This is a genomic window from Neobacillus drentensis (assembly GCF_036966985.1).
GTDB lineage: Bacteria > Bacillota > Bacilli > Bacillales > Cytobacillaceae > Neobacillus > Neobacillus drentensis_E.
Window position 1 is genome coordinate 24,393 of the sequence record NZ_JBALSN010000164.1, and the last position, 20,083, is coordinate 44,475.

General features: G+C 40.5%; 19 protein-coding genes. 1 reads left to right on the forward strand and 18 read right to left on the reverse strand.

Going from position 1 to position 20,083, the window contains the following annotated elements; all coding sequences use genetic code 11:
* The 9 genes from V7659_RS11340 to V7659_RS11380 form a co-directional block, all read right to left on the reverse strand.
* The coding region (locus V7659_RS11340; RefSeq protein ID WP_335540117.1) for an aldehyde dehydrogenase family protein at nt 1–375 on the reverse strand (375 nt) is incomplete at its 3' end.
* Between the two features lie 12 nt (nt 376–387).
* Nucleotides 388–2,076 carry a thiamine pyrophosphate-binding protein gene (locus V7659_RS11345; protein WP_420491240.1) on the reverse strand — a complete coding sequence of 563 codons (1,689 nt, stop codon included), beginning with the start codon at nt 2,074–2,076 and terminating at the stop codon, nt 388–390.
* A 26-nt stretch (nt 2,077–2,102) separates the two neighbouring features.
* Nucleotides 2,103–2,894 carry an SDR family oxidoreductase gene (locus V7659_RS11350; RefSeq protein ID WP_335452590.1) on the reverse strand — a complete coding sequence of 264 codons (792 nt, stop codon included), beginning with the start codon at nt 2,892–2,894 and terminating at the stop codon, nt 2,103–2,105.
* Nucleotides 2,895–2,912: 18 nt separating this feature from the next.
* Nucleotides 2,913–3,827 carry a VOC family protein gene (locus V7659_RS11355; RefSeq protein WP_144550377.1) on the reverse strand — a complete coding sequence of 305 codons (915 nt, stop codon included), beginning with the start codon at nt 3,825–3,827 and terminating at the stop codon, nt 2,913–2,915.
* Nucleotides 3,828–3,949: 122 nt separating this feature from the next.
* Nucleotides 3,950–4,486: a cupin domain-containing protein gene (locus tag V7659_RS11360; protein WP_335452593.1), complete on the reverse strand. Its 537-nt coding sequence runs from the start codon at nt 4,484–4,486 to the stop codon at nt 3,950–3,952.
* 150 nt (nt 4,487–4,636) lie between these two features.
* Nucleotides 4,637–5,914 carry an MFS transporter gene (locus tag V7659_RS11365; RefSeq protein WP_335452596.1) on the reverse strand — a complete coding sequence of 426 codons (1,278 nt, stop codon included), beginning with the start codon at nt 5,912–5,914 and terminating at the stop codon, nt 4,637–4,639.
* 287 nt (nt 5,915–6,201) lie between these two features.
* Entirely contained in the window at nt 6,202–6,993 is a 792-nt protein-coding gene (locus V7659_RS11370) for an IclR family transcriptional regulator (RefSeq protein ID WP_335452599.1), read from the reverse strand.
* A gap of 75 nt (nt 6,994–7,068) precedes the next feature.
* Complete coding sequence (locus V7659_RS11375; RefSeq protein ID WP_335452601.1) at nt 7,069–7,872, reverse strand: alpha/beta fold hydrolase; 804 nt, start codon at nt 7,870–7,872, stop codon at nt 7,069–7,071.
* 190 nt (nt 7,873–8,062) lie between these two features.
* On the reverse strand, nt 8,063–8,506 hold the full coding sequence (locus V7659_RS11380) for a MarR family winged helix-turn-helix transcriptional regulator (protein ID WP_335452604.1): 444 nt from the start codon (nt 8,504–8,506) through the stop codon (nt 8,063–8,065).
* A 178-nt stretch (nt 8,507–8,684) separates the two neighbouring features.
* Here V7659_RS11380 and V7659_RS11385 point away from each other — a divergent pair, with 178 nt between their 5' ends.
* Nucleotides 8,685–9,107 carry an organic hydroperoxide resistance protein gene (locus tag V7659_RS11385; protein WP_335452608.1) on the forward strand — a complete coding sequence of 141 codons (423 nt, stop codon included), beginning with the start codon at nt 8,685–8,687 and terminating at the stop codon, nt 9,105–9,107.
* A 207-nt stretch (nt 9,108–9,314) separates the two neighbouring features.
* Here V7659_RS11385 and V7659_RS11390 read toward each other — a convergent pair whose 3' ends face one another.
* The 9 genes from V7659_RS11390 to V7659_RS11430 form a co-directional block, all read right to left on the reverse strand.
* Entirely contained in the window at nt 9,315–10,505 is a 1,191-nt protein-coding gene (locus V7659_RS11390; RefSeq protein ID WP_335452611.1) for a helix-turn-helix domain-containing protein, read from the reverse strand.
* 80 nt (nt 10,506–10,585) lie between these two features.
* Nucleotides 10,586–12,142, reverse strand: a complete 1,557-nt coding sequence (locus V7659_RS11395) for an HAL/PAL/TAL family ammonia-lyase (RefSeq protein ID WP_335452614.1) — start codon at nt 12,140–12,142, stop codon at nt 10,586–10,588.
* 21 nt (nt 12,143–12,163) lie between these two features.
* Nucleotides 12,164–13,543 (reverse strand): MFS transporter, encoded by a 1,380-nt coding sequence (locus V7659_RS11400; RefSeq protein ID WP_335452616.1) that lies wholly within the window; start codon nt 13,541–13,543, stop codon nt 12,164–12,166.
* 235 nt (nt 13,544–13,778) lie between these two features.
* Nucleotides 13,779–14,930 carry an N-methyl-L-tryptophan oxidase gene (solA, locus tag V7659_RS11405; RefSeq protein WP_420491241.1) on the reverse strand — a complete coding sequence of 384 codons (1,152 nt, stop codon included), beginning with the start codon at nt 14,928–14,930 and terminating at the stop codon, nt 13,779–13,781.
* A gap of 192 nt (nt 14,931–15,122) precedes the next feature.
* On the reverse strand, nt 15,123–16,199 hold the full coding sequence (locus V7659_RS11410; protein WP_335452622.1) for a copper resistance D family protein: 1,077 nt from the start codon (nt 16,197–16,199) through the stop codon (nt 15,123–15,125).
* A gap of 1 nt (nt 16,200) precedes the next feature.
* Complete coding sequence (locus V7659_RS11415; protein ID WP_335452625.1) at nt 16,201–16,746, reverse strand: copper resistance CopC family protein; 546 nt, start codon at nt 16,744–16,746, stop codon at nt 16,201–16,203.
* 194 nt (nt 16,747–16,940) lie between these two features.
* On the reverse strand, nt 16,941–17,690 hold the full coding sequence (gene tatC, locus V7659_RS11420; protein ID WP_335452627.1) for a twin-arginine translocase subunit TatC: 750 nt from the start codon (nt 17,688–17,690) through the stop codon (nt 16,941–16,943).
* Nucleotides 17,691–17,798: 108 nt separating this feature from the next.
* Nucleotides 17,799–18,005 (reverse strand): twin-arginine translocase TatA/TatE family subunit, encoded by a 207-nt coding sequence (locus V7659_RS11425; RefSeq protein ID WP_026564126.1) that lies wholly within the window; start codon nt 18,003–18,005, stop codon nt 17,799–17,801.
* Between the two features lie 71 nt (nt 18,006–18,076).
* Nucleotides 18,077–19,831, reverse strand: a complete 1,755-nt coding sequence (locus V7659_RS11430) for an alkaline phosphatase D family protein (protein ID WP_335452630.1) — start codon at nt 19,829–19,831, stop codon at nt 18,077–18,079.
* Between the last annotated feature and the right edge of the window lie 252 nt (nt 19,832–20,083).

Sequence of the window (20,083 nt, forward strand, 5' to 3'; positions counted from 1 at the left end):
CCACCACTCTAATAATTCTTCTGCCCCTTGTTTCATGATATCGACACAACGAAGCAAATCTTTCTTCGCTTCAACCAACACCTTGCCATTCTCGCGAACTAGTAAACTAACATTCTCTTCCACGATGGCCTTAATTTCCTCAGCTGCAAGCCTCATCCGGTTCGCCCGGTCCTCAATCTCACTTTGCGACCAGCTTTCATAGGCTTTAGCAGCCGTTCCTACCGCTTCGTCTACTTCCGCCTTTGAACATAGGGCGACTTCGCCGACCACTTCATTCGTCTGAGCTGGATTGATGACCTTCGCTGTTTTTGCGGCTTGGATCCACTGTCCGCCAATTAAGTATTTTCCTGAAACATATGGATGTGTTGAAATCACGTTTATTCCTCCCTACAACTTTTTCGGTTTGAAAGCATCTGCTGCACCTGGAGGACCTCCAAATGGTTTCGCCATTGGTCCGACTGCTTCCATATCGACCACAATCATGCTAGGCTTTTTACTTGCAACGGCCTTTTCCAGCTCAGTGACAAATTCTGCTGCTGAACCAATTCGCGCGGCATCAAATCCCATCGATTGCGCTAATAACACAAAGTCAGGACTCATTAAATCAACCGCTACCTGACGGCCATATGCTGCATCTTGAATATTTCGGAGCACCCCGTAGCCAGCATCATCAAATAGAACGACAATCAACGGCAGTTTCTCTTGGGCGGCGGTGGCCATTTCGCCAACATTAACCATAAAGCCGCCATCTCCCGCCATTAACACAACAGACTGATCTTTATTGGCCATTTGCGCACCAATCGCCGTTGGCAGCCCTTGACCAATTCCCCCGCCTGATGCGTGAATCGATGTTCTTGGCTCATAGATTTCAAATAACCGGCTTCCCCATACATTTGCCTGAACGGTTACATCCCGGACTAAAATTGTGTTTTTAGGCAATGCTTTTCGCATGCCATCAAGGATTTGCTCATAAGGACCAAGCGTCGCTCGTAACTGGGTCCGCAATTCTTCGCGAACGGACTGCACTTCATCAAGATAAGAAGGATCCGGAGCCACTGACGTTTGAGCTAATGCTTGATTTAAACCTTGTAAAATATGTTTGGCATCGCCGACAAGTCCATAGCTAGTTTCATAGTTTCGATTCATCGCCTGGAAGTCAGCATCAATCGCGATATGTTCTTTTGGAGCAGGGACTTTCCAATTCGCAGTTTCATTTCCTCTAAATCTCACGCCAATACTGATCAACAAATCAGCATCATTCAAGAGATTTTTCGTTAATTCATTCGCAGCAAAGTGGCCGATACATTGTGGATGATCTTCAGGTATACTTCCTTTACCCGATTGGCTGGTGATCACGGCTGCCCCAATCTTTTCGGCAAGCGCTGTCACCTCTTTCGATGCGCCAGAAGTAATCACCCCTCCTCCTGCCCAAATAACCGGCCGGCGAGCATGACTAATTTTGCTTACTACCTCTTCAGGTAAGGTTGGAATGGGTTGATTGGTTGGAGCTAAATAGCTGAATTCCTCAATCGAATGCTTAGGGATAATGGCCGATTGAAAATCAATGGGGATTTCAAGTGTCACTGGTCCTGCCGGATAAGCAAACGCATCTTGGATCGCTTGTCTAACGACCGCACCTGCTTGCTCAGGTCTTCTTAACCGAACGGCTTTTTTACAAGAGCCTTCCATCATCGATAACTGGTCTTTACATTCATGAATATATCCTCTGCCCGTTCCTAAGTAAGGGGAAGCCACCTCGCCGGTAAGATGAAGAACCTGCACACCTGCGGCCCATGCTTCAATTAGCGAACCGGCTGCATTTCCAGCCCCTGTTCCCGTACTTGTAATCACGACGCCCAATTTTCCTGTCGCTCTCGCATAGCCATCTGCCATATTGGCCGCTCCACTTTCCCCGCGGGAACAAACTAAATGAATACTTCCTTCTCGGAGAATCGCATCATAAATCGGCATATTGTGGATACTCACAATTCCAAACGCTACTTCCACACCTGCACGAACAAGTTCTTGGACCACTGCGTCAGCTGTTGTAAATTCTAATTGCTTCACTTCACTCATCATTCATTCCTGCCTTTATCTATGAATTAAAGCGCTTTCCCGAGCGCTCCAGCGGTTTCAATTGTTGAACCTGATACATAGCTTGCTTTATTTGAGGCTAAAAATAAGATCACACTAGCTACTTCCTCTGCTTCTCCTACTCTGCCTAGAGGGATATTCCGCTTTTTCGCTAATTCCGCATAATAGTCTTCAGCGTTCATATCTGGAGCATTTTTCAATCTTCTCCGTTCCCATTGATCGGTTCGAATTAAGCCTAAGCTGACTGAGTTGACTAAAATATTATCGGACGCAAGTTCTTGTGATAATGTCTTACTTAAATTCAATAATCCTGCTCTCGTTGCCGCAGTGGCAATCATATGTCGTTCCGGCTCTTTTGCTAACGTTGCATTAATATTAACGATGCGGCCGCCGCCTCGTTTAACCAAATAAGGATGAACTGCCTTCACCGCATAAATAATCGCAAAGTATTTCAATTGAATTTGCTGCTGCCATTGTTCATCTGTGACATCAAAGAAATGCCCCATCACACTTTGTCCTGCCGCATTGACAAGAATATCAATTCCGCCAAAATAGTCTGCTGTACCGCTGATAAATTCGTTAACTTCATCTTTATTGGTAACGTCACAGGTTGCGGCAAAAATGGAGGTTGCTGGTCCAAATTTCGTGAGGTGATCATAAGCTTGGTCTTTGCGCTCACTATTTCTGCCGCAAACCGCGACGCTGGCCCCTTCCTGAAGAAACATCTCTGCTGTTTTTAAGCCAACACCAGAGGTTCCTCCCATAATGACCGCTACTTTACCCTTTAATCCTAAATCCATCGTGACACCCCTTTTCGGCTATACCAATGTTTTTACATCGACCCATCCTGGATCTGGCACTCCACCCATCGCTGCTCTCGTTTCAGGTTTTGGCGGTCCGGCAATGCCCCATTGGTCCATTAGATGCGGTACCCTCTTCCATACTCGTGCCCGCCATTCTGACTCATCTTCAATCGTTTCTAAGTAACAGGTATACTCCATGACAAACTTCCCGGGATCTTGAAAATAACAAAATACATTGTTTCCAGGACCATGGCGGCCAGGGCCCCAAATCTCTTGATAGCCTGCTTTTCTTACATTACTGATTCCTCTCATTACCTCATCGACGGTATCGACTTCATAGGCGATATGGTTAACGGAGGCGTGAGCATCTTGATTGAAGGCAATCGAATGGTGTTTTCGGTTACAGCGCAAGAAGGACATTTGGTGTTCACTCCAGTCAGTCACCTTAAACCCTAAGACATTCGTATAAAAATCAGTAATCATATCCAGGTCTTTCGTGTTCATTACGACGTGGTTCAATTTGACCGGATCGACGTTTTTCTTGTTCCAAATCGAAGTATGAATTTCGACCCAAGCGGATAATTCAATGCACCGATTTTCCGGATCAACAAAGCGCAAGCCATATCCTTTTCCCTCTTCATCTAAATATCCTGGCGGGGAAACAATCTTGACACCCTTTGAAGCAAGGATTTCCGCTGCACGATCGACAGCATTTTTATCCACCATTCCAAACGCAATATGGTGTAGGCCTCTTTGTTCACCTGCATGCAAACTTAATATATGGTTTTCAGGGCCTGCGCCGCGAAAATAAACCGAATGTTCATCTTGTGCCACTTTATCTAATCCCCAGATCTTTTCATAAAAATCAGCTTGTTCCTTAAGAACAGGGGTAATTAAGCTGATATGCCGTAAATGAGTAATACCTAACATCTTGCCACCTCCACTTTCTTTATTTTTAAAGGAAACAGGGATGATCCTGGGTTCATGTAAGAGGACCATCCCTGCCACAGGTAATCAGGGAGCATGTTTAACACATCTGCCTAATTGTCAAATTACTTTCCGTTAATAATAGCTTCTCTTTCCTTAGCACGCTGGATGCGTAGTTCTTCTAAGGCACTGCCTTTTGGATAGGTTGGTAAATTCGGCTTGACTGCACCTAACATGACAAGCATTAATGCCTCATCTTCCGTATCGTTACGAAGGCCGCGATAGACGCCTGGAGGGGAGCTAATGCAATCCCTTTCATTTAAAACAATTTCATGGACTTCACTTTCGCCCTCTTCTTGGATCAGAGCTGTCACACTACCTTTGATTACAAAGAAAACTTCTTCGACATCATCGTGTAAATGAAGCGGGCCCATACACCCTGCTGGTAAAACCATCGTGCTTAAGGTAAAGTGTTCCGCTGCAATCACATTTGAATCATTATTCGCTGTCGCACCTCGGCCAATATATCTCATTTGCGCCCGGCGATAAGCTGGATCAATTTCTTCCTGGAACTTCAGCACATTCCAATCGAGCGTGCGATCCTTTAACCTCGCCACATATTTCTTTTCAAATGCTTCTACCGAAAATTTTTCCTCAGACATTTTCAACACTCCTCTTTGTTTTATATATAAAACATTGTTTTCTTTATAAACCAATAATAAATCTCAATACCTTAATTGTCAATTAAAAATATTGAGAAAATTTAATATTTAAAACTATGTTTTGTATACGTAACATCCTCGATATACATATTAGATCGTCACCCGATTGGGAGGTATGCTCTCAATCTTGAGCTCAGACGCTTCTCTTTTTAATGTGAACAGATACGCAATAAATCCGAGCGCAGCTGCGATAATCAGCATGACAATCGACGGTCCAAAGTCCCCTCCTGCGATATCAACCATAAAGCCCATAATATAGCTAGAAAACCCGCCTAAAATGTTCGTGAAACCCATTAATCCAGCTGCACGGCCGGCTGTTTCAGGTGTCGAGAATTTAACCATAAATAAGTTACTTAAATGGAATACGCCCCCTTGTGTTCCCATCGCTAAGCCCATGCAAACCCCCGCCATCACTGGCTGCGGAGAAAGAATCGCTGCTGTTAAAAAGGTGGCTGTTAAAAGAAATAGAATCGTCGCAAGTAAACTAGGACGCTTAGTTTTATCCGCCAAATACCCACAAATTAGAACGAATCCCAAGGCAAAGAGCCAAGATAACGAGGTGATTCCAGTCATCGCCTCTCTTGAGAATCCTTTCGCACCAACTAAATAAGTAGGAAGCCAAATACTAATCCCAAAAAATAAGAACGATGACACTAACATGCCGAACCAAACAATCCAATAACGGTAGTCTTGAGCAAAGTTTTGTTTTTTCGTTATTACCTTGGAATCTGTTTGACGAATATATGCTAATTCCTTTGGATCCAATCGTGGATGTTCTTCAGGAGTATCACGTGTAAGGAAGATAAACATGGGTAGAACAATTAAAATATTAAACGCTGCTAAAACAAAAAAGGCGGCCTGCCAATGGAAAGTAGCAATTACAAGAGTTAAGATAATGGCTCCACATGCCGGTCCTAAATAGTTTCCTGCCAGCCATGAAGATTGCGCCCGGCCAAGTTCGCGCTGGTGGAACCAATTGGAGATAAACTTGCCGCAAATTGGAATCATCATTCCTTCACCAATTCCAAGAATGACACGGCTCACAATAAACATCTCGTAGGAAGTAGATAACCCGCCAACCACCATCGTAATTGCCCATACAATTAGACCGATGATACCTGTCTTCCTTGCCCCAAGCTTGTCTATGATAAAACCCCAAAAGATATTGGATAAGGCATAAGAAATCGTAAAGATAAACGTAATCATTCCAATTTTTGCGTTCTTATCGGCACCCGTTAATCCAAGATCTGTTAGGAAACCTTGATCGGTTTGAATAATTGAAATCCCTAATTTGTCAATTTGCCCAAAAAACCAAAAGAAGAAAATAGGCATGGCAATATAAATCCAACGTTTATTCGTTTTCAGCAAGAAAAGTGCCCCCTTTTTGTTTTGAATCCCAATGAACACGCTTCCATAAGATTTTATTATCTAGTATATAATATTTCAATCGCCCAAACGGACTTTTATCCCTCCTTCATTTATTTTCCAGTAGCAACGAATGTGTTTTATATACAAAACGAAGTTTGCTACTAAGTTTATTTTAAAGTTTTGAGAAAATTGTGTCAACCGTAATAGTGTAATTTGTTTTATTTAATAAAAAATGTTTTACATATAAAACGTGCATCAAAAAAAGCTTGCGATTGTTCGCAAGCTTTCTAGTTCACTTTAGTATGGTAGCCCATAAAACCGGATAGAATTTCGGAAGTTTCCAGCACTTTAGGTACGGCTATTTTTTCAATAAAATCTTGGTTGAACGTTGCCTCAGTTGCAACCAAATTAATCGCGGCCATTACTTTACCCGTTCGCTCAAAAACAGGTGCAGCCACGGACTGAATTCCATGGTGGAATTCCCCCTTTGTAATCGCATACCCTTTTTCACGGATCGCTGCTAAATCCTGCCCAAAATCCATATAATCGGTTTGTGTTCGCTCCGTATAAGGTTTTAAATTCGAGCCAAATAATATTTGGTTCAGTTTTTCTTGTGGCTGATAAGCAAGCTGCACCTTTCCATTGGCGACCGCATGGGCGGGCAGTCTTAATCCGATATTCACATTTACCGCGGAAACTCCACGTACAGGAGCACTGCCGACATAAACGACTTCTTGACCATCCAAAATAGATAAATGACAAGATGCCCCTGTCTCATCCCGTAATTTTTCTAAATAAGGCTGAGCAATTTCAGGGAGTTTTAAAGTACTTAAATAGGCAAATCCTAATTCTAGCACTTTTGGAGTTAAACTGTAGCGTTTCGTGTGTTCATCCTGGTCAAGATATCCAAGTGTTTGCAGTGTATACAATAATCGAAACGGAACAGTTCGACTCACATCGAGTTCTTTTGCAATTTCTACTAAGGATAATGTCGGACGCTCTTCACTAAATAACTTTAAAATCTCCAATCCCCTTACGAGCGAATTGGCATTATATCTGTCCTTTTCTTCTTTTGCCATCAGTAATTCACCATCTCATTGTTAATTTACTTATACTACTATTTTATCAAAATTTAAGCAAAGAAAGATATTCCCTTATTTAATTATCGGTAAAGAGGTTAGAAAGCCAAGGACGATTCCATTAAAACTAGCAGGGTCTTCTTGATAACACAAATGTCCGGTTCCAGGGATCGTCACAAATGTGGATCCCATAATTCCCTCATGAAATATCTGCGATTCACTAACAGGTGTCACTCGATCTAATTCTCCGCAAATTACTAGAGTAGGTACATGGATAGCCGAGAGGATATCCATTTGATTCAGAGAAAAAAGCGAATAGGCTACAGAGCGGAAGCCCATTGGTCTGATTTGCGAATAGATTCTTTCTGCTTCTTTCTTTATTTCAGGATCCGGTTGTGGAGATAGAAGTTCCTGTACACGTAGTTTCGCTAGTTCTTTTGGATCTAGTGTTTCAATGTTATGAAGGCGGTTGTTTAATCTCCGTTCATTCTCTTCCTTACTCAAGGCCGCGGCACCTCTAGTTGCATCTGAAATAATTAACGCATCCACCATTTCAGGAAAGCGGTAACAAAAGTCGAGTGCAATTGCTGAACCCATCGAATGTCCTAGCAGCGTAACAGATGAATAGTTTAATTTTTCGATAAATCCTTTCAACACATCAGCAAACTGGCTAAATTCTTTCAATTCTATTATTGGATCCGAACTTTTCCCGTATCCAGGCGCATCCCAGGCAATCACCATGAACTGTTTTGATAAGCCCTGTAATTGCTTCTTCCAGGACTGAGAGTTATTTCCCATTCCATGTAAGATCATTAATGGAGGTCCCTCTCCCTCGATTTCATAATGAATCTGTAAATCTTCTACTTGTAAAAATGGCATATGTTGTTCCCTCCTATATATTGTTTTATAAGCAAAACAACGTTTTATATTTTCTATATTAAAACAACGACGCGATAAGTCAACTGAATTTTCAGAAGTTCCTGAAATCTCTATGAGTTGGTCAACCACTATAAAAGCAAAAAAGACAAGAGCATGCGCTCTCGCCTCACTTTACCGCTTTATACATATTCTAATTCTCTTTTACTTTTTGAATACGTTGAAGAATGGTGGTAAGGGTGTGATCTAAATTCTTCAATTCTTCATAATCCGTTGATAGGTTTTGTAACAATTGCGAAGGAATGCATTCGGCTTTCTGTTTAAGTTCTTCCCCTTTTTTTGTCAGTGAAATGATCACACTTCTTTCATCCTCTAAGGATCGCTTGCGCTCTAAAAGATGATTTCCCTCCATCCGTTTGAGCATAGGAGTTAACGTACCGGAATCTAAAAATAGCTTTTGTCCCAGTTCTTTTACAGTGATTGAATCTTTCTCCCATAATACTAACAAGACAAGATATTGCGGGTATGTGACATCGAGGTCTTCAAGTAAATCTCTATATAGCTTTGTGATTTCTCGTTCGGCTGTATAAATTTTAAAACAGATTTGATTTTCAAGCTTTAAATTCTGATTATCCATCCCTAAGTTCCTTTCACTTTCTTCTTAATATATATCATACACAATCCGCCACTTAATAAACACAATTTAATTATACACAATTTAATTGTTGACTTCTATAACTTTTGGAGGTAAGATGATTTTGTAATATCTAATTGCACACAACTTAATTTTACAAAATTGAAAAGGGGTCGTTAAAATGGAATCATTATATACAGCGAAAGCTACGGCAGAGGGCGGAAGATTAGGGAAAGTAAAAAGCAGTGACGGAACACTAGACTTGGCACTATCCATGCCCAAATCACTCGGTGGACAAGAAAAAGAAAATGCTACAAATCCAGAACAATTATTTGCAGCTGGATATGCTGCTTGCTTCGATAGTGCATTGAATTTAGTGGCAAGACAATCGAGAAAGCGGATTGAATCAAAAGTTACAGCCGAAGTATCAATTGGGAAGGATCTTGATGGAGGATTCAAACTAGCAGTTGCATTGTTTGTTGCCGTTAAAGGAATTTCATTGGAAGAAGCAGAGGATTTAGTCGCTCTAGCGCATACTGTTTGCCCTTACTCGAAGGCAACGAAAGGGAATATAGAAGTGGCATTACAAACCGTATTATTGTAACTAGCTTTTGAAAAATGGGATAGGCTTGCTTGCCTATCCCTTTTAAATTTGAAGTTTTTATTTAACTATTGTGCACAGACAGTTTCTCACGAACCAATCGAGTTGCTTCTAGAAGCACTGTAAACAGAGAAAAAGGCCGAACCACTTTTGAGAAGCATCTCGGCCTTGATTCATTATGGGGAAAATTAAATGAAATTATAGTACAATTCAATTTCTTGCTAATCGATAATCTGAAGGCCTAAACTGCATATACTTTTTAAACATGCGGCTAAAATAATTGGCATCCTGGAAACCTATTTTCTCAGCAATCTCACTAATTGGCAAATCAGTCATTTCTAAATACGACAAAGACATGTCAATTCTCATTCGATTTAAATAATCAATCAAACTAATCCCTACTTCTTTTTTAAACAAATGACTAAAATGATGCCGGCTCAAGCAGCAATATTGTGCTATCTCATTTAGAGAAATACTCTTCTGATAGTGTTCTTTAATATAACCAATAGCTTGTTGAATAACAGGACTTACTTCATTAAGATTCGTGTTTTCAGATTGCTCTGTCAGCCAAACTGCATATTCAAGAGCCTCATTGACAAATTTATCGTATCGAATAATATGATACAAATTTTGTATAAAATTAGTATTATTTGAATGGATGGTTATTGCATTTGCGCCTGAATCAATCACCCGTTTAGACAATAATAAGACAATGGAAACTACTTCTGTTTTGAAAATATCCTCATTAAATTGACTTGCAACAGCTAATTTTTCCATGAGGCGTTTCAAATGAACAATAATCCCTTCTACATCGCCAATTTTAACAAGGGCAAGCAGCTCAGCCTTTTCTTCATTAAACGGATTGATGACTGGTTCCTCATTATTTCGTTTCATTTCGCAATGAAAGATTAATTGATTCCCTTGGAAAAAGCGGCCAGACATCGATTTCCTCGCTTCTAGAAAGGATTGGTAAAGCGCATAAGGATCTTGATAATATCTCCCAATCCCTATCGATACAGAAAGGTCAATAGAATGGGTAGCAAGTTGAATTTCTTTTGCCATATTCACCATTTTTCTATTAAACTCATTTACTGAATCCTGTTCCTCCAATTCTAAAAGAAGAGCAAGAACCCCCTCTTCAATCCAATTCCAAAGAAAAGGTATTCGTACGGTTTCCTCAATTTTCCCCACTAGCTGCTGCCCAACTTTTTTTCTCCACTCCAAAGAATTTCCGCTTACGCTTGCAATATCAGGATAACGGTCGATTGAAATAACCATCACTAAATGTGGATGAATAGAAATCCCAAATTTTTGTTGTAACTCTGCAAATGTCCCTTCATGGACAAGCGTTCCCGAGAGTAGCAGATGTGAAAAAGCAGCGCGGTTTGGATCTTGCTTCATAATAATTCCCCTCGTTCAGCCTGTCTTCTTAGGTAATGAAAAGGAAGAAGCTTTTCAGTACCTTCCTCCTTAAACTATCATTATTCTAATTCTCCAATTAACTCTTCGACTAGTGAGACGATTTCTCCTTCTTGGATATAATGGAAAATGATTTCGATATCAGGATGGAAAAATCGGTCCTCTTGTACTGTTGGTACTTCCGCTCGGATAAACTGATGAACTTTTCCGGTAACTGGCGATGGACTCAATGATCCATAGAAATCCAATGCCTGCGTGCCAAGCATCAATTCAATCGCTAAAATATATTGAAGCTTCTTTGAAATTTGATAGGCTTTCTTAGCAGCAAAATAAGCAAAACTCACCACATCCTCTTGATTCGCACAAGTGGAGACATTATCAATGGTGGCGGGATGTGCAAGAACTCTAATTTCATTTAATAATCCGGCAGCTGTGTATTGGGGAATCATATAGCCATTATTCAAACCCGGATTGGCTACTAAGAAGTTTGGCAGTTCACTTACATGATAATTCACTAAGCGATCTATCCGACGCTCCGCTATCTTAGCTAAATTCGCCATGGCAATACACATCGAATCTGCATCTATTCCTATGAAGGAGCTGTCGAAGTTTCCTCCCATTAGAGCAATTCCATCATCACCTTCAGGCCAGATGATTGGATTATCACTTACGGACTGCATTTCATTCATGAGGTTTTCCAACGTATTTTTCAATACCTTCTTTACAGCACCATGGACATGTGGAATACAGCGCAGACTTAGCGCATCTTGTAATCGATAATCCTTATACTCTTCGGCAATTTTACTGCCATTAAGGATTCTTACTAAATTACGAGCTGTATTACCCTGTTCCACATGTTTTTTTACGGAATGGAGGCGCGGATCAAATGCGTTTATCGTTCCTTTTAACGACTCAAACGACATTGCTCCCGAAATATCTGCTGTCTTCACAGCTTGAATCGCTTGGTATAAGGCGAGAGTAGCAAAAGCAGTAACGGAAGTCGTTCCACTTAAAAGGGCTAGTCCTTCTTTACAGCCAAGTACAACTGGTATTAATCCCGCTTTTTCTAAAGCATCATAACCTGCAAGGAGCTCACCATTATACCACGCTTTCCCTTCACCCATTAATACTAAGGCGATGTGTGCTTCAGGAGCAAGATAGGCCACTGAACCATCACCTGGTACAACTGGTAAGATATCATGATTCAATAATTCGGCCATAAGTTCTAAAACCGCTAAACTGACGCCTGAAAATCCATGACCTAAATGGTTTAGGATCATTAGCTGAATAGCTCTAACCACTTCTTTTTCCAGCGGCTCTCCTACCGAAACTGCATGAGAACGAACAATATTTCGTTGCAGGATTTCAGCATCGTTCTTCGAGATTACTTTTGTGACATTACTGCCAAATCCGGTTGTCACTCCATAAATCGCTCGCTCTTCTTGTAAAAACTTTTCGATTAATCCACGTGATGTTTTTACCCTGTTGCAATAAGCTTCTGTAAAGGAAACTTTTGCTGAATATCTAGCAACAGCAACCACCTCATGAATCGAAAGCTCTTGATCTCCAAGAATAACCTCTTTTATATCTCTTGGGTGTAAGTTTTCATCCTTGGTCATCTAAAACACCTCTTATCAAGCTTATAATAAATTTCTTTTACTTGGAAGCGCAGAATCTATGATTGGAGAGCTCCCCGTTTCAAGTTCTGGGTTATCAACTTCTGTCATCGATAGATACTTTGTTTCTGGTGCCCATGCGATGGAGACAATCGTACCAATCAATAGAATCAAACTCATCGCAATCATCGATGGTCCCATTCCCCATGAACTAACACTTACAGGTAACAGAAAGGTTCCAATCGCAGAACCAATTCGGCTGACAGCAGTCGTGACGCCGACACCTGTTCCACGAATTTCTGTAGGGAAAAGTTCTGCGGGATAAACTAATGTAAGGTTGGAAGCAGCAGACATCACAAAAGTAAAGGTGGCAAAGATGATGATCGCTGTAGTATGCGATTCTTTAGGCAATACACTTAAAATAAATAACGAAACGGTAAGAATGATGAACGTATAAATGGTGAAACCTCTTCGCGTAAGCTTTTCTGTACACCAAACCCCAACGAGGGATCCAACTAGCAGGAAAAGGTTCAGCTGCATATCAACACTAAACGTTTCTTCAAATCCCATTTTACTTAATATGGTAGGGAGAAAGGTATAGATGGCGAAATACGGAACAACCTGACATAAATAAAATAAAGATCCAAATGTTGTCCGCTTCCAAAGATGCTTACTAAAAAGATCGACCATACGGAAAGCTGTTTTGGAATTTTCTTTCATCGTTTCATCCATTATGGCATTGGGTCCAATATATTTTCTTACGATGGCACGAGCCTCTTCCACACGTCCCATTTTAAGTAACCAAAGTGGCGATTCTGGAGTTCCAATACGCAAAATTAGTACAATAAAGGCGGGAATAGCAGCACTCACAAGCATCCATCGCCAAGAATCCGGGCCTGATTTTTGTAAATAAAAACCGACTATATTCGAAACCACATAACCGACTGTCCATAGTACATTTAAAGAAGAAAGCAATAAACCTCTATACTTTCTAGGGGAAAACTCAGCAAGTAATGTCGATCCCACAGCGTAATCTCCACCTAATGCAATCCCAATCAATAAGCGTAAAATGAATAGCGTCCATGGATCATGTACAAAAAACTGTAAAGCAGAGGCAACTGTGATAATCAGAAAATTAGCTAAGTAGATTTTTTGCCTGCCAATACGGTCGGATAATCCTCCTAGTAACAGACTACCAAAAAAGAGACCAATTAAAGCGGAGCTTCCGATTAATCCTTCCCATATAGGTCCTAGTTTCATTTCAGGTCCTAATAAAGAAAGCGCCATTCCAATAATTCCTAAAGCAAAACCATCCGAAAAATTAGAACCGAAAGTAAGGGCAGTAATTCGAAGGTGAAATTTATTTAGAGGGGCATCATCCATTAAATATTTTTGATTGCTCATAAAAAACTCCTTTTCAACGTTTTTTAATTTTTCAGATAAATATTTTCAAAAAAAATAACTTTCTACCTTTCACCATTTTTAAAGCGTTTACACTTTAGCTAACTAAATTATAATGTTTTGAAATAAAGAAGGCTCTAGATAATCATTCGAACTATTAGCACAATATTGCTATTGTAAAGTGATGATCTGTCTAATAAATAAAAGAGGGAAACCTGACTTAAGGTTCCCCTCCTTATTAATTAGTAAATTCATTTGAAAAACGATGAAGTGAAAACATGGAGATATCATAATTAGTTTTTCCGTCTGTCACTAGATCACAAATAATTTTTCCTATGATGCTTGCAAATTTAAACCCATGTCCAGAAAAACCAGCCGTAATAATGACATTTGAAAACATAGGGTGATGGTCAATAATAAAATGTTCATCAGGAGTAAGTGTATAAAGACATGTTTTACCTTTAATCAAGTGACCATTGGCTTTCGGTAGATACTTCTTCATAAAGCTTCGGGCCTCATGCTCATCAGATGAATTCACGCTATATTCCCGATTGAAACAATCTGGATCTACTTTTTCTCCTCCATCATGTCTTCCGATTTTCACCCCGCTCCCATTCATAGAGGGAAAGCCATAATAATGTTGACTTTCAACTTCCATACTGAAAGCAGGAAAATGACTAGAATCATAGAGAAGTTCATCACATTCAAACCATGAGACGGTCTTCCGTGTCGGCTGAAGAGGAAGGTCTACTCCCGTGCCTTCAAGGATTTTCCCTGTCCAAGCTCCTGAACAAACAATGACAAAATCAGCAGCATATTGTTCATTTTTTGTGGTGACAATGGCACCTTCAGCAAAATTGTCTATTTTCTCCACTTTTGTATTAGGTACAAGGGTCATCCCATTTGCTAAACCTAGATGGCGATACGCTCGAATACATTCTTCACTAAATAGCACGCCTGAATTCTTTTCTAAACACCCAACCAATCCCCCTGGCAAAGAAATCCCTGGCCAGCGAGCATTAATCGCATCACTTGATAGGACTTCCTGTGGTAAAGAAAATTCCTTAGCACTTTTGATTACCTCTTCGATAAATGGAGAGCCCTCTGCACCTACACATAAAACACCAGTTGGAGAAAACAACTCCATGCCTGAATCTTGTTCTAATTCCCGCCATAATTCATGAGCTCCGAGCGCAAGAGGAACATATTGCCTTCCTTCTCCATAAGCATGACGAATGATTCTAGTATCTCCATGGTGACTGCCTAAGCTATGGGGAGGATCATTTGCATCTATTAATAAAGTTCTTTTTCCTAGCTTTGATAAGTAATACCCTGCTGCCATACCCATGGACCCCGCGCCTACAATCACAACATCGTAGTGGTTCTTCAAACGAATCACGCACCCTTCCATACTCCTCTTTAAATATGAAACTATAATATCAGAAATTTCTCTCTAATTGGAGGATTTTTCTTTCAGTTTGCTAAGTAGTATATTAGCCGGTCTGAATGGCTGTTAACAAACACAAAAAAGACTGAACAATTCCAGCCTATTTTGTGTTTGTTAATATTCGTCTGCCAGGGCTTAGATGGCAATAGACAGAATTAAACCAAAATACAATGCTATGATAAAACCAACACCAAACACGACTCCTAGAATAGGTTTTACCCTTTTAAAACTAATAATAATCATTAACAAAAATAGGATAGAAACAATGATTAATAGTCCCGATTGAAAGGACGGTACTAAATCCAACTGTAAGGTTGAAAGAATATTTTTCCCCAATAACCATTCTACCCACTTAGAGGCACCTTCCGACTTCACAGTGAATTCCACTTCATGTGGTGGTGATAATGTTCCCATCACCGCTGTAAAGTAGAAAACGAGCAATAAAATAATGCTTTCTGCTTTTAACCATGGGTTAGGATTAAAGGAAGGAATTTTAAATGCTTTTCTTGAAAGCACACCATTTATTAAGGCAAAAACTAATACGGGAACGATACTAATATGCTTTAAAAGAAGCATCTGTCCATACGGCAAGACCCAAGTTTGTACATAATCCCTAGGTTCAACCACAAATAACATTAGATAGATTCCACTAATAATTATGATGAGGATACAGAAAACGGCAAAGGGAGTAAACCATTGTAAAAATTTAGACCAATTTGACCACTCTTTCGAGAACCATGCAACATGAATAAGTATCCCTGTCCATAATGTAATGACTAGAAAATGGGTGCTATGCGACATCAACCCCGGCCCAAATGACAGTGAAGCAGAATGACTGGAATATCCAACAGCTAATATCATCAGTAACAGCAAAATGGTTTGCACATATTTGGAGCCTTTTAGCAAAATTGCTAGATATAAGAATGTCGCCATAAACCCAATAAAAATCCATGCTTTTCCTACTTGGAAGTCCAACAAAACAGATTTTACGGCTAAGGGTAGACCAACTCCACCTTGAAAATAGGAAACAGTCTGAACAATAGGACCTAATGAGAAAATGATAATTCCAAGTGTGGAAAGCAGTAAAACAGGTATGGGAATATTAACTCTCGGTTTATTTGCTTCAGGTACAAACTGTAAAGCCACATGCCCAACAAGAATAGAATACAACAAATAATTACCGAATTCTGCGATAGGAATTAACAACCCCATTTTAACGCTGCCTTCTGAATAATAGGAATACTCCAATGATTAAAATGAGGACGACCACACTAATAATAATATTCTTCATATTTGATGTAGAATCCGTCGAATCATTTTTTGTTTTTTCCTGGTTAGAATTCTCTTTTTTAGGTTCTTCCTTTTTTGGAGTAACCGGCTGTTTTGTTTCAGCCTTCGGTTCTTCCTTTACTTCCTTTTGCACCGTAAAGGGAATTTTACCAGATATAGGGTGCCCATCTTCACCAGCAATACTCCACTGAACTGAATAGGTACCATTTTCTAAGGGTGTTGATAATGAACCGATTAGCTGGTTTTCGTGTGGGGTAACACTTACTAAAGGTATTTCCTTACCATCTTGTACTAAAGTCATGGTGCTTAACGATTCAATCTTCCCTTCATATGTAAGAACGATTTCTTTAAGGTCCTCTTTAACAACTTGTCCAGAAGTTGGATTGGATGTGGTTAATTCAGTATGGGCGCTGGCAATGGAAGGAAGCATTACCAACATGCCAACTAGTAAAAAAAGTAATTTTTTCATTTTGTATATCCTTTCTTGGTAGCCAATATTTTTCTACACATTCCATTCATTATAACATCATCATTTTGAATCATAACCCACACATTTTCAATTTCTTTGTACTCATCATAAATAAAAGGATGAAACCATTTCGGTATCATCCTTAAGTATTTTCCAATTTATATTAATTCTTTTCACTGATGATCTGTTGTGAATCATCCGCTTTTCGGTAGACCATCGTTCTGTAGAGCCGCTTCAAGCAGCAATTTTTTCCTGTAAACAATCTTAGACAAGGATACGCTCACTTCATATAGTAGAAGCAATGGAATCATAACCAGAAAATCTGAAAGAAAATCAGGCGGAGTGATCAAAATGGATACAACAATTAGACTAAAATAGGAGAGTTTCCTCGCCTTGGCTAGCCTAATTGGATTGAGAATACCTAATCTTGTTAAAAACATCACCACGAGCGGCATTTCAAACAGAAAGCCAAATGGCAGTGTTAGGTTGATCATGAACCGAAAATATTTTTCAGCTGTGAACATCGTTTCAAATTGTCCTGCTGAAAGACTCGTTAAAAATCCGAGCACAATTGGAAACAGCACGAAATACCCGAATGAAATTCCTCCCATAAACAACAGGAATAACCCAGGGATGAACCTTAAGGTCACCTTACTTTCTTCACGATTCAGCGCCGGAGCCACAAAACGCCACGTCTGGTAGGCGGCTACTGGAATAGTTCCAGCGACTGCAAATACTGCTGCAATCATCATGTAGACCCAGAGGATATCACTCGGACCAAGGATAGCCAGTTTTCCATCAAGATCCTTCACAAGCCAATTATAAATGTCCTGCACAAAAATAAAATTGGCGATCAGAAAAGTAGCAAAAGCCAGTACCGTCATAATCAAACGCCGGCGAAACTCCTCTAAATGATCTGTCAGACGCATCTCTTTGGTGTCCATACTAGAAACCTCCTTTTTATTCTTACTCGGTTAGGTGAAAGTTGCTCCAACATTCCTCCGCACACATAGAAAGAGAGCTGACGGGCAGACCGCCTGCTCTCTTTTCTATTAGTTTTCCTTTCTCACAGCGGAAAGTGCAGGTTTTTTCTCTTCCTCTTTGTGATCATCAGATACTAATTCCTTTGCAGCTCCTTTGAATTCAGTTAAGGTACGACCAAAGGCCCGACCGATTTCCGGCAACTTTGATGGCCCGAAAATAATTAGAGCAATGACGAGTACTAAAATTAACCCTGGAATACCAATATTGGATAGCATATAAGTTCATCTCCTCTAAGTGTCAGTAGGGGTGATTCGATAATGTCATTAAACCAAGCCTTTCAACTAAATTAATTAGTAACGGCTTCACGTTTTTTCTTTTTCTCCATTTGGATTTCATGCGCTCGTGCGTGGGCTCTGTGTCGATCTTCTTCGACTTCTTCAGACATTTTGACACCCATAGGCACCGTAGTAGTGGCTATTTCCTTGATCCCTGTCTGATCTTTCTTATAAACAAATGATGCTCTTGTGGAAATATCAGCTCCCGGCTCGGTTACGAACGGAACAACACGATAATCTGAACGCCATTGCTCTGGAGTGACTTGGCATCGAACATATCCGCGGTAATTATTAAAGAATTTAATGTGCGGGTTATCCGCTAAAGATTTGGCTGTATCTGCACGCCAATCCGATCCATTTCCTCCTGTTGTGATCGATGTTCCCACAAACTCTGCTCCAAAAATCGGAGCGTCTGGATTGTTGTAATCAGTCGTCAGGTTAGAAGCCCAGCTTGCATGGACATCACCAGTAATAACGATAATATTGTTAATATCCTTGCCAGCAATAAAGTCTGTGACACGCTGGCGTTGTGCCGGATAGCCGTCCCATGAATCCATGCTGAATTTTGGAGCCGTGCTGGTTCCGGATTTGCGCTGTGCAAAGAAAATCTGCTGGGCAAGGACGTTCCAATGAGATTTAGAATTTCCTAGATTGTTAAACAACCATTGTTCTTGCTCAGCACCGAGAAGTGTACGCTTTGGATCTAAGGATTCCGGTGTATGAGCTTTCGTACCATCACCATTCGCCTGGTCATCCCGGTACTGGCGTGTATCAAGAACATAGAAGTTCGCCAAATCACCATAAGTGAAATCCCTGTATAATTGCATCCCTCCATCGTGAGGCAATGACGACTTGCGAAGCGGCATGTGCTCATAATATGCCTGGTAAGCAGCGGCACGGCGCTTGATAAACGCTTCAACAGACTGGTCCTTTTCTGGAATGACATTCGCGTAATTGTTTTCCACTTCATGGTCATCCCATGTAACCACCCACGGGAATGCAGCGTGTGCAGCCCTTAGGTGTTCATCTGAACGATATTGGGCATGACGAGTACGGTAATCTTCAAGCGTGATAATTTCATCGCCTTTGTGGGCACGGACATTGCCCGTTGCAGAAAGATACTCATTCGTACCGTATTCATATATGTAATCGCCGACGTGGAAGACAAGATCGAGATCCTCTTTCGCCATATGCTTATACGCCGTATAATAGCCGTGTTCATATTGCTGACAGGAAGCGAATGCGAACGTCATGCTTGCTACGCTGGCACCTGCTGCCGGAAGGGTTTTTGTTTTTCCAACAGGGCTTAGTTCATTTCCGGTCTTAAATCGGTAAAAATACACCGTGTTCGCCTTCAGCCCGCTCACTTCTACATGGACAGAATGCGCGAGGTTAGGTGAGGCATGTTCTGTTCCTCGTTTGATTACGTTTCGGAAGTTTTCATCTGTTGCAAGTTCCCAATTGACTGGAACGATATGAGATGGCATCCCTCCACCATTTAACGGATCAGGAGCCAGCCTTGTCCATAAAACGACACTATCAGATAACGGATCTCCAGAAGCGACACCAAGAGTAAAAGGATATTCACTGAAATTCGGAGCTGCATCAACTTTAAATCCTCCCATTGACTGAGCAATGGCCAACCCTAGGGACAGTCCTGCAATCTTGCCGGCGCCATAAAGAAAGCTGCGGCGATCTACATTCTTTTTCAAATTTCGTTCGGTAAAATTCCTAATTAATTCGTCCAAAGTTCTCTCATTTGTCATGATTTCTTCCCCCTCAGATTATAGGATTTCTATACACGACTTTGATTATAAATGGTGTTTGTTAATAGATCGTGAAGATTGTAAATAGTAAAATTATAAGGGGGCCGATAGATGGTGAATCAATAACAGTAATTTAGAACTAAAAAGACATAAAAAATTAAATGAGTAATCTATATTTTTTCCAATCAACGGCAAACTCTATCAATTTCCGTAGTCATTTTGTCTTGTTTTATTTAATGTTATCTTAATAAA